The organism is Niastella caeni (genome assembly GCF_004834005.1).
GTDB lineage: Bacteria > Bacteroidota > Bacteroidia > Chitinophagales > Chitinophagaceae > Niastella > Niastella caeni.
Genome location: NZ_STFF01000004.1, coordinates 480,659 through 495,639, shown reverse-complemented (window position 1 = coordinate 495,639; position 14,981 = coordinate 480,659). Strand labels below are relative to the sequence as shown.

The following is a 14,981-nucleotide window of genomic DNA, read 5'->3' as shown; positions in this document are numbered from 1 at the left end:
CACCTTTGTTGTAGCCAATAGAAGTCAGCAGTCAGACAGTGTATTTAGGAACGGTCAGTAATTAAAAAATCACTGATCGTTCCCGTTGTTTTATTAATTTTTTATGAAAGGCTTACTAATGCCGTTTACATGACCGGGTATACTTAGGCTTAAAAAGTATTGTCCCACTGACAATTGAGAAACATCCAGCGTTTGCACATTCACACCCTGCGATAATTTAATGCTCCGATTAATTATTACCTGGCCAACAGTATTCACGATCTGCATAGTGGCTGTTGCCGGTTGCTTTATAGTAATAGCGTACGTAACAGCATTTCCGGCCCTGGAAGGATAGAGGTTTACGTCAACCACATCAGTTGCCTTTTTTATGATAACTACAGATGAGAACTGGGCAAGCCCATTAATATCCACTTGTTTCAACCGGTAAAAAGAAGGCGAACTGTATTTGGGATCTGTAAACGAATACGAATGTGATCCGGGCATATTATAGCATTTCACCGTGCCAATAGATTCGTACTGAACGCCATTGACAGACCGCTCAATAACAAAATGGCTGGTATTATTTTCATCAAAGGTAGACCAGTTTAAAGTGGCCTTATCATTTATAACATTACCGGTAAGGCTGGTGAATTGAAGCGGCAGGGTACCCTGCGCGAGGAAAGACAGCCCAAACCTGTATACTGTACAGGATCCATTTTGTATGGCAACACTGAGGTTCTTTGCCCCAGTCGTATTCCAGCTAACAGAAGGCGTGGCGCTGGTTGAAGTAGCAGGCGTAGAACCGGCATCAAAATCCCAATCATACGTTATACCGGTCAGGGCATTAGCCAATCCCAGATGATATATTGAATCTCTTACTACTATGGTTTGACCATTTATACCCGTTATAAACATATCTGCAGGAGGATGTAATTCAATATCATCCAATACGACACCGTTCTCACTTAATAAGTCCGACGGGTGATCAAATCTCAAGGTAATGTAACGTTCAGCGCTACCTGATGGAATGGTAAATGTGTAGGTGGAGGTAGCCAGGTCCCATGTGGTATTATTTCGATAAGTTGTTTGATTAAGAAAAACAGTACTGGTAATTAAACCTGTAACTGTAATTACAAAGCCGGGATTGGAGGGTGTTAGGCTGTTTATTACCCTGGAAGATTTCAGACTGACCGTATAGGTGGTTCCAGGTATGATGCATATAGTCTGCTGAAAACAGTTATCCTGGTCAATTTCAGCAACATAGTTAGATACATCAGTACCACCATAAACTGTTTCTGCGGCTGTTTCCATGTTGCAATTGGTGTGGCTCCAGTTCCCGGAAAATCCTCCGGAGAAACCTCCAGTAACAACCAGGTCCTGGGCAGAAAGAGCACCAGTAAAAAACAAACACATGAAAAAGAACAGGCACTTGATGAAGGCATGCTGGATAGAAACAGGAAAGAACGAAACAACTGTTGTACAGTTGATGGGCATGGTTTTTAACATATGATATTTAAATTGGTCTCGGATTGTAAGTAGCCCTAAATAAAGAAACTATTCTTGCTCAAATACATTTATTTTCGGTATATTCTTTTGATCATGTAAACGAACAATTAAAACTTAATAATTTTTGCTCAAGGGATCTCAGAATCGCTAATTCAATATGTTTGGCACAAAATAAAAGTTATATACGTTAGGCAACTCCATTGCAATGGTGATGCTAATTCCGTTCAATATTACGGTAATCCTATTCATATTAATGCCTGCAATAATTCGTAATTTAACAGGATGAAAAAAAATGCCGCTTTCCTGCCAACAACCGTCATGCTCCTCGTTTTACTCACAGGATGTACGCTTCCCTCTTTCGCACAGCAACAAAAAATAAAGGTGCTTATCATAACCGGTGGCCACGGATTCAAACACCAACCTTTTTACGACGTTTTTAATGCCATCCCTTCCATTACATACGACACCCTGGTTCAACCCCAGGCCAATGCCTTCATCGCTTCACCTGAAGTTAGGCAATACGATGTGCTCGTATTTTACGATATGGTCCCCGATTCCATTTCACCCGCACAGCAGGAAGCCTATATCAGCCTGCTAAAAAAAGGCGCCTCCATGATCTTTCTTCATCATGCATTGGTATCGTACCAAAACTGGCCCGAGTTCATTAAGATCGTCGGCGGACAATACCACACCCGCCCGGTTGTAGTAAATGGCGACACCCTGAAAACCAGCTATGAACACGACGTGACCATCCCCGTGAAGGTGGAAGATAAAAAGCATCCAATAGCAAAGGGTATTAGTGATTTTGAAATAGTTGATGAAGTGTATGGTGGAGTTGAAATATTACCGCAGGTAAAACCATTACTCAGTACTACGCACCCTAAAAGCATGCGCTATCTTGCCTGGGTCAACCATTACGGAAAGTCAGATGTTATATATATACAATTGGGCCACGGGCCTTCGGGTTATTCAAATCCCAATTATCGCAAACTGATACAGCAGGCCATTGAGTGGTCTGCCAAACAAAGAAAAAAGTAATGCAGACCAACATACTGTGGACAGGACGGGAATACTACTCACTGGAGAATTGTTTGATTGATGATAACGCAACCGGTGCAACTATCACCTCAACCATTGTAGGCGCCTATGAAGGAAAAATTTACAAAGTAGAATACCTGATCAAAACGAACGAACAATGGGAAACGGTGTTCTTTGAGATCAATAGCCGGCATAACAACCAGGCCCAGTTAATAAGCTATGAAGGAGACGGAAAAGGGAATTGGACCAAAGACGGCCAAAAAGCAGAACAATTCAACGGCTGCATTGACATCGATATTCCCCTCACGCCTTTCACTAATACCTTGCCTATCCGCAGACTTCAACTAAAACAACATCAGTCCCAGGAAATTCAGGTGATCTATTGCGACCTTCTGGAACAAAAAATTACACCCGTTCGCCAAAAATATAGCTGCCTCTCAGCTACCGAATATCACTACGAGAATATCCCCAACGATTTTGAAGCCAACATCCTTGTCGACGAATCAGGGTTTGTGGTTGACTATCCGGCGTTGTTTGTGAGGACTGAGGCGTTGAGGAGTACATGCTGACCACACAGCGCCGGTTAATTTATTCCTGATGGCCGGTAAGCCCTAAGGCATTAGTTCCAGCACCAGGCATTCAGGATTGATAAAGACCACCCGGAAAGCGCGGTACAATTTCTTCTTGTCATCATACACGTTCAATATTTTTTTGTGCCGATCGTACTTATAAATACGAAACGGACTGGTAAACTTATGTTCCCTTGAATACCTGGGCAAACTAAAAAATTGTCTTTCCCTGCTTTTTGATGGCGGCTCCTCGTGAAAAACCAGTTTACTTTCCAACCAGATGGAATCCTTCATGAACGACAGCAGGTGGTATACGCTGTCATAGTTAAGTTCATACACCGGCTTTTCAGGCTCATCAGATCTGTATAGATAATAACGGCCGGTTGAGTCGTATAAAGTCCAGGTTTTACCCGTGCCTAATATTGTATATCCCATTCTGTCGTCAGCCTGTAGGTAATTGTCAGCCTTTCCTTCATAATAATGCCCTTTTCCGGCCAGTACGCTGTCCAGTTCGCCAGCCAGGGTGAAATTGTCATAATCACGCTTCTCCCGTTTCCTGGTATAATGACTTGGATGATGCGCCTGCCCTGAAGTATTATAAATGGCACAGCAATCATTGATAGATTCTTCCATAATTGCGCCCACACTCATTTTGCGTTCAATGTAAAACAGATCGTTCAACTGGCCATGTGCATTAAAAATATCCAGGTATTGCAATAATATTTTTGTTCTGTCGCTTCGGTGGCGCTGTTGAATGCATTTCAGGAACACCACGTTTTTTCCGCGGTAACGCGCCTGCATTTTCTTCAGTTCATACATAGCGCGGGTAGCATATTCTTTTCGGAAGAAATGGTTGAAGGTCCAGATAACTACTGTTTTACCCCGATAAGCCTTCAATGCGGTCTGCCATTCCGATTCATGATCGATCTGGCGGATGCGCTGGGTGTCCAGCTTTAATTCAATACTGGCCGCAGCCAGCGTCAGCGCCTGCGCCGTATTAACGGAGGCTACCTGCTGATCAGGCATCTCAGGCAACTGGCTATAGTGTTTGAAAATAGCTATCCGGTATAACGAGGGCATCGGGATTTCGTCGTCGTCCCAGGAATTGCCCTGCAATTGTTTCAGGTTGGCGGCAAAACGCAAACAGGCATTGGGAATTGTTCTTTCATAAAGGCGATAAGCGGTGGAATCGAGCGCTTCTTTCCGGAACTCGTTGGTTATTTTTTTAAAGATATACCGGAAGTTCTGGGCTTCCTCGCGGTTACCGTTAAAATACTTTTCAATGACAACCGAATCCTTCATCCTGTCGATAGAATTCCGGTCTTTCTGTATCTCATTGTACTTCTCCATGAAACCTTGCGACAACAACTGCCCGTAATCCTTTTGCACACGCTCCGCCATTTTATCGAAAGGCACCGAATAGGAACGCCAGTTACCAAAACGACTATGGTGCAAACGGTCGGCATAAATACCTGCGAGCTTGTAAAAGTTGCCGTGCATAAGGGCCAGTGGCGTTTCCCCCGCAAGGTATTGTTCATACATCTTCTGTAAGTAGCTGCTGTCTGTATCCCTGTCCTCAAGTATTGCCAGTACACACCTGTACCGGGCTTCTGCTTTTATAAAATCGATGACCCGCTGTTCGGCTACATAAGCAGGATATACGAGGTCTATGCGGTTAAGGATGCTATCGTATAATTTACTGTACTGGTTAAATTGCTGCTGCTTCTTTACCAGCACGGGCATATCCCGATCAGACGATGAAGACGATTTTACCGGTTGAATATTCAAATGGCTTGCATATTTCACATAGTGCTGGTACTGGTTATTGAACGCGGCGCCTGAACCCATAAAGGAGACCCGTTGCGTTAGCTTGTTATAGTCCGGGTTGGCATCGTCCAGCGAAATGGTAGTGTTAAATGCAAGCAATAGCGTATCTCCTGGTTGTACCAGGAAGTTGTTTACCTCAAGTGATCCGATGGAAATGCTGCAGAACACCGGCATATGCAGGGGGATGCGCAGGCTGAAACTATTCAGGCTGTCGAGATCGGCAAATAAATATTCTACATTGCCGGTGCGCATATCGTTATAGGATAGCTGCACATAATTTTCTTTCTCCCGGCGCTTTCCTTTCCATTGCACCAGGCCTTTTAACAGGGCACTGCCTTCTGTAAACAAGGGTTGGCAAAAAGACGGTTGTTCGGGGTGATAGCTGTAATTGAAAGTGCGGATATTCTTTAACTCCTGCTGCCTGCCGTCGCCCAACAGGAGCGTGGTGCTGTCTTTGCGCTGTAAAGTAACCAGGGCGGTTTTGCTGCCATGTTCCAAACGTAGCTGCCAGCGGCCCTGCACTTCCTTAGCCGAGCTGATGCGCCAGGTTTCATTTTCATAACAAACCGTATTGGCATAAATACCAATGACAAAACGATTGCTGCCGTCTGTCCTGAGCCAGTGGCCGTACAGGTTGGCGGGAACAGGCGCCGCGTGCACAGTGGTGAAATACAGCAGGCAAAGCAGCAGCGCTTTGCCTGTAAGAAGTTTTTTTCTCATAGTGTAGGTTATTCTTCTATGCCGGGAATATAGATCTTACCTGTTTTTTGGTCCATATATCCACGCTGGCCATTGGGCAATTCCACCAGGTACGCGTTAAACCTGTATTCTTCTTTCACTACCCGCTTCAGTACCGGTTTCCTGAGTTCAGCAAGATTATTTTTCAATACGCCCACCTTGTTATCTTTCGTCGTTCTATAATAAGATTCGCCTTCTGCCTCTTCTATGTTATCATATTCAAAAGGGACCAGCACGTCGCCTTTAAGACCAATGATGCCGGCCTTACCATCTTTTATGGCTTTTATAATAGCGGGCATTTGGCTATCCCAGTTGCGATACGCCATTTTAGTAACGGAAGTATATCCCTGCACATTGAAGGTTTGGAAAACTTTGGCGCCACCGTTGCTGCGGTTTTCAATGGTCAGCTTCCAGTTGTTATTACCCAGGTTGTATACATAGAGGTCTTTCCCATAATCTTCGTCGGCTGGCGCTTCAACAACGCCAAGCCCCATGACGGTTTCTTCCTCACCAGTTTCCGGCCTGGGCTCCTCTGCTACTGGTTTACCATCGAAGTCGAGATATTGGGTTTTTCCTTTGGCTGTTACCTGAACTACGTCCTTGTAATTGCGATAGGTTACTTCCAGCTTGTCGTATTTGACGGGAATGACCGGAGCGCCTGTTTTTGTATCGATAAGGCCATATTTGCCGCCGGTTTTTACAATAGCTCTTGATCCCTCTTTGCGGTTATAGAACCGGGCCTGATCATAAGCGGTTTGTCCGGCCTGTTTACCGGTGATGCCGCTGATGATCACCTTTTTGCCGCCCCTGGTTGCAATAAACAGTTTTTCTTCGCAACGACAATATTCATTAAGCGTGTCATAGGCGGCAGGTGATACGAGCTTATTCGTTTCCAGGTTCAGCAACAGGTATTTCCCTTTTTGCGCTCCCAGGCCTAAGCCTTCAGGCAGCTCGATGATCTTATCGTAGGTGAAGTCGATACGCGTTTTTCCATCGCGGCCGATGGTGCCGTATTTTTTGTTTTTTACCGCAAGAATGGCAGTTGAACCGTAGAAAAAGTCAATGGTATCGAATTGGGGCGGGGTAATAACATCCCGGTTGGCATTGGTCAATCCCCAAAGTTTACCATCGGAATAGGGGTAAAGGGTGGTTTGGGCAGTACCTGCAAGGGTACAGAGCATCAGGCACAGATAAACGAGCGCTTTCATATATAGGTTTTACGGCCATAAAGATATACAACTGCTCGTTATTTTGTCCCTATCTTGCGCATGCCAGCAAAATGTACTTATCTTAACTGTAATTATTACCCTTTAAAAGGTTTTCCGGCACCTGGTGACATTTACAAAGAATGAAATACACGATGAAGTTGTATTGATGCAACAGTTCCGCGCCGGAAGCGAGGAAGCGTTTACAACGGTATACAGGCATTTATACCAGCGGGTGTACTGGTTTGCCCGGAAATATGTGGAGGAAAAGGAAGATGCCCGCGACCTTACAGCAGAATCTTTTGTTCAGCTCTGGCAGCAACACGATACTTTTCCCACCCTTGATGCCATAGCGGCATTTTTATACGTAACCCTCCGCAACAAATGCTATAACCTGCTAAAGCACCGGCAAATGAAAGCCGGCCGCCGGGAAGACCTGCTCCGCCAGCTCAATGAATGCGAGCAGGGCGATTTCTTCGAAGAGCAGGTACAGCTTCAACTCGTTCGCAGGATCTATGCAGAAGTAAATAAACTGCCTCCCCGCATGAAGGAGGTTTTTCTGCTTTCTTACCGCGATGGATTAAAGCCTGCCGAAATTGCCGAACGGCTGCAGATAAAAGCACAAACCGTAACCAATCAGCGGGTCACTGCAGTACGGTTATTGCAGTTGGCGCTGGGTAAAGACTTCATGTTGTTGTCGCTGTTGCTGCTGAAGTACTACGATCCTTCCTGATACGGCGCTCCTCTCAAAAAAAAATCATAAAAACTTCACATTGGAATGGTTGATTGGGCTTGCCCGATTGTAGTAGATGCATATGACAACCATTAACAACCTTATTGATCTTTTAACGAAGCACCTGCAGGGCAATCTTTCCGATGCTGAGCAGGAGCAGCTTAACCAGTGGCTTTCACAGTCTGAACAAAACCGCCGCCTGTTTGCATCCATCGATGATGAGGAACAAATGCGGCAGTTGATCCTTTCATACCACCAGGAAGAAGTGGAAAACAATGAGGCCATCATCTTGTCGAAGGTCCGCAAGGGTATAAGCGAAGGTATGCCTGTGGCCCCCGTTCGAAGGATAAGCTCGCTGCAGCGTTGGGGTTGGGTGGCCGCATTGGCGCTGTTGTTAGCAGGCATTGGCGGATATCTTTTGCTGAATAGTAAAAAAGACATTGTTCCGGTGGTGAAGGTAGAAACACCGGCGGATATCCCTCCAGGAAAAGATGGCGCCATTTTAACGCTTGCCGATGGCAGACAGGTAGTGCTTGACAGTTTGGGAAACGGCGTTATAACCACCCAGAACGGAACACAGGTAGTACTGAAAAACAAAGCGCTGGCCTATACAATGGGCGCAAGGCCGGCTGCCCCGGTTTACAATACCCTCACAACGCCTAAAGGCAGGCAGTTTCAACTGATACTGCCCGATGGAACAAAAGTGTGGCTGAACGCCGCCAGTTCGCTGCGGTACCCTACAGTGTTTTCAGGTAGCGAACGGCTGGTGGTGGTAACCGGCGAAGTATATTTTGAAGTAGTTCGAAATACCAAAATGCCTTTTAAAATTACTATTCCCCCCCGGCCTGGAGCCCCCGGGGAGGCCGAAGTGGAAGTATTGGGCACCCGGTTCAACGTGAATGCTTATGCTAATGAAACAGCCATAACGACAACATTGATCGAAGGTAAAGTGAAATTTAACTATCAACCGGCAACCGGTTCCGCTAAGAAGCAATCGGCAATACTAAAGCCCGGTGCACAGGCTGTTCTTACCCATGATTCACGCCTGCCCAACGGAACTTTAGTAAAGGCTGAATTGACGATTCGTGACAATGCAGATGTAGATAAAGCGGTGGCCTGGAAAAGCGGCTTCTTCAATTTCGAAGACGCCAGCCTGGAAGAAGTGATGCGACAATTGGAGCGCTGGTACGATATAGAAGTAGTGTACGAAAAAGCCATTCCTGATATCCGGTTCGGCGGTAAAATGAGCAACGATGTTAGTTTGTCGGGATTACTAAAATCCCTGCAGGAGATGGAAGTGCATTTTAGGATAGAAGGCCGTAAACTGATTGTATTACCATGAAAAACGCTTAACGCTAATACTTTTTATTAGACTGCCTTTTGCGTTCTGCGTTTAGCGTTCCGCCTTAAGCGTTCAGCAAGCATTTATTAACCAACCAAACTGCAATAAAAGTATGCCCAAAACTGCTGCTTGTGATCAGTGTATTGCGCCTTTTTTATTAGCCAGGCCATGTTCACATGAGGAGGTATGTCACTGGTATAACTCCGAAGTGCCGGCCCCGGGCAAACCTGCCGGCGCTGCTTCACTGCTCACAGCTTCAATAAGTAAAGCTATGAGAATTGTAATCCTTTTTCTTTTTACTACTTCATTAACCGTTTCGGCAAACACCTTTTCGCAAACTGTGACCTTGTCGGCGAACGGACTTTCACTGAAAGATTTGTTTTCAGCGGTGGAGAAACAAACCGGCTTTGTGTTCTTCTACAACAAGCAACTCCTGACAAACACAAGGCCCGTAACCATTTCGGTGCACAACATGCCGCTCAACGAATTTTTACAGGCGGCATTGAAAGACCAGCCGCTGCATTACCGCACCGAGGGAAAGACCATTACACTCAGCCGCAAACCAGTTGCAGCATTGCCTGCAACCGATATTGCCCCCGCCGATAGCACGCGCACCATTTCGGGCGTAATAACTAACGAGTTCGGCGAACCGATTACCGGCGCCAGCGTGCTGGTGAAAGGCACGTTCAGGGGAGTTTCTACCGACGCCAAAGGCGCATTTTCAATACGCGCCGCTACGGGACAAACGCTTGTTATTTCTGCCGTAGGCCACGAGCAAATGGAAGTGCGGATAAAAACCAGCGACCGGCTCACTATTAAAATGGTACAGTCCGTTACCGCCATGAAAGACCAGGTGGTAACAGGGATCTACCAGCGTAAAAAAGAAAGTTTCACCGGTTCATCAACAACCTTTACTGCAAAGGAACTGAAGGTGGTAGGCAACCAGAACCCGTTACAGGCATTGAAAACGCTAGATCCATCGTTTGCCATCATAGAGAACACAACCTTTGGTTCAGACCCTAACCGTTTACCGGATATAGAGATCAGGGGCAAGAGCAGCGTGATCGGTTTAACGGAACAATATGGCACCAATCCTAACCAGCCATTATTTATCCTTGACGGTTTTGAAAGCACCCTGCAGATCATCAGCGATTTCAGCATGGACCGTATTGAAAGTATTACGTTGCTGAAAGATGCGGCTGCCACGGCAATCTACGGTTCAAAGGCGGCCAATGGGGTAGTGGTGGTTGAAACAAGGAAACCAACGCCCGGCCGCCTGCAGTTGAACTATAACCTCAATACCACTTACAGCATACCCGACCTCAGCGATTATAACCTGATGAATGCAGAAGAGAAACTGGAGTTCGAAAAGCAAACCGCTTTCCTGGGCTCTATAGATGCCGGCGGTAACTTTGTTACACCCGAGGCGGATGCAAAATACAATGCCCTGCTGGCTGAAGTAAGGCGTGGTGTGAACACGTACTGGATGAACGAACCATTGCGTTTTGCCATTACACAACGGCATACCTTATTTGCCGAAGGGGGCGATGCCAACCTGCGTTACGGCGTGTCGCTTGCCTTTGGCGAAAACCAGGGTGTAATGAAAGGTTCGGGCCGCAAGCTTACCAATGGTAACGTTCGGCTTATTTATCGCAAAGGACGCCTGTCGGTAACCAATTCGTTAAGTATCGATATGGTGAACGCCACCCGGGAAACCATTGCGTTCTCGCAATTCTCCCGGGCTAATCCCTATTTCAGGAAATACAATGAGCTGGGCGGTATCAACAAGGTGTTGAATTCATTTCCATATGCCGCCTATTTCGGAGCGCCCATAAAAACCGAAACCTACTATAACCCGCTCTATGACCTGCGTAATAATAATGTGAACAAATCCGAATCGCAGGGATTCACCAACAACTTTGAAATAGAATGGCGGTTGCTGAATGAACTGAGGGCGCGCGCCCGGGTGGGCATCAACCGCCTGGCCATTCGTGATGAAATATTCAGATCGCCTTTCAACTCGGAATTTGCCGGGACCGACCCGCTACGGCAGGGTACCTATTATGAATTGAACGACCGTCAGATGAACTATGATGGAGATCTTACGCTTACCTATGGAAAATTGCTGGCGCAAAACCATATGCTGAATGTAGTTACGGGAATGCGCCTGAGCCAGGTGGCTGCGGTTGGCAGTTCATACGAAGTGCGTGGATTCATCAGCGATGATTTTCCCAATGCAGCATTTGCATTTGGTTATTCCGACACCAGGCGGGCTTCCTACCTTGAGTCGAAGCGACGGAGCGCCAGCTATTTCCTGAACACCGGATACGCATTTAATGAACGGTACCTGCTCGATGCCACCCTGCGTTCAGACGGCGCTTCCGTATTTGGGGCCAACAGGCAGTTTACCACTATCTGGTCATTGGGACTGGCCTGGAATGTTCACAAGGAAGCATTTTTCAATAAGCCTTCCTTCTACTGGATGAACAGCCTCCGCCTGCGGGCCTCTATCGGGAACCCGGGCAACCAGAACTTCAGCGATTATATCTCAACGAGAGTATACCGGTACAATAATGAGAACCGTAACCCTTTCGGTGCCAGTGTAATTGTTCAGAACCATGGAAACCCTTCGTTGAAATGGCAGAAAACGATCGACCGGAACATTGGGTTTGACCTGGAAACAATGAAAAACCGGCTGCGGATAAATGCCGACTATTTCATTAAAACAACTGATCCGTTGCTGGTGTTTGCAGCACTGCCTTCTTCTGCAGGGGCCACCAGCGTAACCGGTAATATGGGCGCCCTTGAACAGAAAGGCTTCACGCTTACGGCCAACTATACCGTGGTGCGGCGGAAGGCACTAACCTGGATGGTTAATGCAAATGCACGCCGGCTCCGTTCTCAATACAGGGACTTTGGCAATGCGCTTTCCAACTTCAATGAAAAGAACAAAGGGGCAAATATGACCCGCTATTATGACGGGGCCAGTCCTTCCGATCTCTGGGCCGTTCGTTCAAAGGGTATTGATCCTGCCACCGGCCGGGAAGTGTTCCTTACCAAAGATGGCTTACACTCGTTCATTCACAATTACCAGGATGAGGTAGTGGTGGGTAACAGCGATCCCGAGGTGGAAGGCATCATCGGTTCTTCCTTTTCCTGGAAAGGTTTTTCAGCCAACGTAGCGCTTAGGTACCGTATTGGCGGACAAATATTCATGCAAACGCTGTATGATAAAGTGGAAAATATTCCTTTTCAGAAAATAGGGCTGAACCAGGATAAACGCGCGTTGCACGATCGCTGGCAAAAACCCGGCGACAACGCAAAGTTTAAATCCATAATGGAAATAAGTTCAAATCCTATGTCATCGCGCTTTGTAGCACACAACAATATCCTGGCAGGTGAATCTATCTCCGTAGGGTATGAAAATTCCACTGCCCGATGGCTGAAGGCGATAAGAGCTTCTTCGGTAACCATCAGGGCTTACATGAACGATATTTTCAGGCTGTCTACTGTAAAGAACGAACGGGGCATTGATTATCCTTTTGCCCGGTCGGTCTCTTTATCTGTAGGGGTGCGATTTTAATTGACCATAACCAAAACGACAATACATGAAAATAAAAATAATTGTCAGTTGTTTGATGCTAACCTTTCTACTTGGATCCTGCAAAAAATGGATCGATGTAAAACCGAGCGACCGCTTGGCGGAAGATCAGTTGTTCTCTACCAGAGATGGCTACCTGAGTGCATTGAACGGTGTGTATGTTGAATTGACCAATGCCGGCATCTATGGTGAAAACATGACCATGAGTAGCCTCGATGTGATGGCGCAGTATTATTATATGCCGCTTTCAACCCACCGGTTTGCCGACTTCACAACTTTTAACTACACATCAGATAATACAAAACTCGTATTCGACAACATTTGGAAAAAAGCATATGAACTCATTGTTAACTGCAATGTGATCATTGAAAGGTGCGGGGAAAACAGCAACGGGTTGTTGCCGGGCGCCTATTTCGGTATCGTGAAAGGAGAGGCGCTCGCATTAAGGGCCATGCTGCATTTTGATATGCTGCGGCTCTTTGGTCCCATTTATTCACAGGCAGATAAAGAAAAGCCCTGTATCCCTTATAATACTTCATCGCGGCCAGAATCGCCTGCCTTACTTGGTTCAGCGGAGATCATGCAACATGTTATCGATGATCTTATGGCGGCTCTTGCATTATTGAAAGACGCAGATCCGGTTATAACGGATGGAGTTCGTTATGGCGCCAGTGTCAATGGTATTAACGATTTTAATTTCAGGCAGTACCGCCTTAACTACTATGCTGTAAAAGCACTGCTGGGCAGGGCATATCTCTGGAAGCAGGATAAAGAGAACGCAGGGAAGGAAGCTAAGGAGGTACTTGCGGCAGTGCTTAATCCCGCCAAGCCCATTTTCAAAATAGGATTATCCAATAACGGCCCCTCATTGCCCGAATTCGATCACCTGTTCATTTCAGAAGTGATGTTCTCGTTATATACTATCAGTCGCCAGAATATTTACACGGGCTTCTTCGCGCCAGACCTTGATCAGGGCATGCGATTGAGTTTTAATAACAATGACGATAACCCGGTACGGCGGAATGAACTGTACGATGATCAGAACGACCACCGGCTTAAAGCATGGATGATCCAAAACAATACCAGCGGCTCCTTTCTTACCCATGTTAAGTTTGGCGTTACGAGTAAAGGTCCAGGCGCCAACATGATGCCGCTGATTAGGCTGAGTGAAGTTATTCTAATTGCCGCTGAATGCAGTAATACGCTCAGCGAAGCAACAACCTGGCTGAACATGCTGCGTACGGGAAGGAACTGTGTTAGTTTATCACCCGCCACAACGGCACAGTTGAAAGATTTTATCACCCGGGAGTTCAGAAAAGAGGTATTCGGTGAAGGACAAATGTTCTTCTACTATAAGCGAAATGCCATGACGACAGTACCTAATCACGCGGCGCTTACCGGCACAAAAACTATGAGCCTGAACAATTATGTAGTGCCATTGCCTGTAAGTGAGGTAGCTAACAGGTACAACTAGTTATTGCTGATTTTGGGATTTTGAGATTGCTACAATAGCAGCATTCAATAAAATCGAAAAATCCCGAAATCCCGAAATCCCGAAATCTTAATGCTTTTTTTATCGCATAAAAAAGTAAAACAATGAAAAAGATCATATACTTTTTGATTCTGCTTTCGCTCGCATCCTGCAAAAAAGAGATGATGGGCTATGATGGCGTGGAAGGTATTTATTTTGCAGTGACATCCGGACCTTCGTATGCGTCCCCTTCATCATGGCCTTACCGCCCATACACCAACATTGAGTTTGTAAAACAACCCGCGAGCGTAAAAGAATATATCGCTAATATAAAAGTCATGATCACCGGTCCAGTTAAAGACTATGACCGGCAGTTCACTGTTGAAATAAACCCCGATTCCACTACCGCACAGGAAGGCGTGCACTTTCTGCCGATCGGTGAAACATTTATTATTCCGGCCAGCGCTATCTATGGGTATATACCGGTAACACTGAAACGCACACCCGATTTGGCGGTGGCAAACAAAAAGGTCGGTCTCCGGCTGATTGCCAGCGAAGATTTCGGAATTGTTTTTACAAACTGGAAGGCCATACCGGGTTTAGGCACAAACAACCTGGGCCCCGACACCGCTTTCGATGCCAGCCTTCATACTATCAATGTAAGCGACCTGATGGTACAACCAGCGGTTTGGCGCGGTTCTGTAGTAACCGCCACCAACAAGGAAACAGGAGCGTGGGGCGCCTTTACCAGGAAAAAGCTGTTACTGATGTGCCAGCTCTTTAACCTTACCTATGAAGACTTTGGCTCAGATGCAACGATGCCCCTGGTATTATCGAACCTCATCACTACAGAAATGACGCGTTACCTGGTGAACCAGTTCAATGCCGGAACACCTGTGAAAGAGGATGACGGCAGACTGATGTGGGTTGGTACCGTTCCCTGGACTTCCATCGTTGGCGTGCCTTATTAAT

General features: G+C 46.3%; 10 protein-coding genes. 7 read left to right on the top strand and 3 right to left on the bottom strand.

Going from position 1 to position 14,981, the window contains the following annotated elements:
* Positions 1–93: 93 nt before the first annotated feature.
* Positions 94–1,485: a hypothetical protein gene (locus FAM09_RS16965; protein WP_136578321.1), complete on the bottom strand. Its 1,392-nt coding sequence runs from the start codon at positions 1,483–1,485 to the stop codon at positions 94–96.
* Between the two features lie 282 nt (positions 1,486–1,767).
* On the opposite strand from FAM09_RS16965, the gene FAM09_RS16960 reads away from it, so the two are divergent.
* Positions 1,768–2,523, top strand: a complete 756-nt coding sequence (locus tag FAM09_RS16960; RefSeq protein WP_136578320.1) for a ThuA domain-containing protein — start codon at positions 1,768–1,770, stop codon at positions 2,521–2,523.
* Complete coding sequence (locus FAM09_RS16955; protein ID WP_136578319.1) at positions 2,523–3,092, top strand: putative glycolipid-binding domain-containing protein; 570 nt, start codon at positions 2,523–2,525, stop codon at positions 3,090–3,092. The genes FAM09_RS16960 and FAM09_RS16955 overlap by 1 nt, the downstream gene beginning before the upstream one ends.
* 42 nt (positions 3,093–3,134) lie before the next feature.
* Here FAM09_RS16955 and FAM09_RS16950 read toward each other — a convergent pair whose 3' ends face one another.
* Entirely contained in the window at positions 3,135–5,639 is a 2,505-nt protein-coding gene (locus FAM09_RS16950) for a hypothetical protein (RefSeq protein ID WP_136578318.1), read from the bottom strand.
* 8 nt (positions 5,640–5,647) lie between these two features.
* Positions 5,648–6,865 (bottom strand): WG repeat-containing protein, encoded by a 1,218-nt coding sequence (locus FAM09_RS16945; RefSeq protein WP_136578317.1) that lies wholly within the window; start codon positions 6,863–6,865, stop codon positions 5,648–5,650.
* Positions 6,866–6,989: 124 nt separating this feature from the next.
* Between FAM09_RS16945 and FAM09_RS16940 the strand changes: the two genes are divergently transcribed.
* The 5 genes from FAM09_RS16940 (at position 6,990) to FAM09_RS16920 (ending at position 14,980) form a co-directional block, all read left to right on the top strand.
* Positions 6,990–7,595: an RNA polymerase sigma factor gene (locus tag FAM09_RS16940; RefSeq protein WP_136578316.1), complete on the top strand. Its 606-nt coding sequence runs from the start codon at positions 6,990–6,992 to the stop codon at positions 7,593–7,595.
* Between the two features lie 82 nt (positions 7,596–7,677).
* On the top strand, positions 7,678–8,937 hold the full coding sequence (locus FAM09_RS16935; RefSeq protein WP_243751692.1) for a FecR family protein: 1,260 nt from the start codon (positions 7,678–7,680) through the stop codon (positions 8,935–8,937).
* 112 nt (positions 8,938–9,049) lie between these two features.
* Positions 9,050–12,520, top strand: coding sequence for a SusC/RagA family TonB-linked outer membrane protein (locus FAM09_RS16930; protein WP_208025585.1), 3,471 nt, complete (start codon positions 9,050–9,052; stop codon positions 12,518–12,520).
* Positions 12,521–12,545: 25 nt separating this feature from the next.
* Positions 12,546–14,012, top strand: coding sequence for a RagB/SusD family nutrient uptake outer membrane protein (locus FAM09_RS16925; RefSeq protein WP_136578313.1), 1,467 nt, complete (start codon positions 12,546–12,548; stop codon positions 14,010–14,012).
* Positions 14,013–14,134: 122 nt separating this feature from the next.
* Positions 14,135–14,980: a DUF4843 domain-containing protein gene (locus FAM09_RS16920; protein WP_136578312.1), complete on the top strand. Its 846-nt coding sequence runs from the start codon at positions 14,135–14,137 to the stop codon at positions 14,978–14,980.
* Position 14,981: the final 1 nt, after the last annotated feature.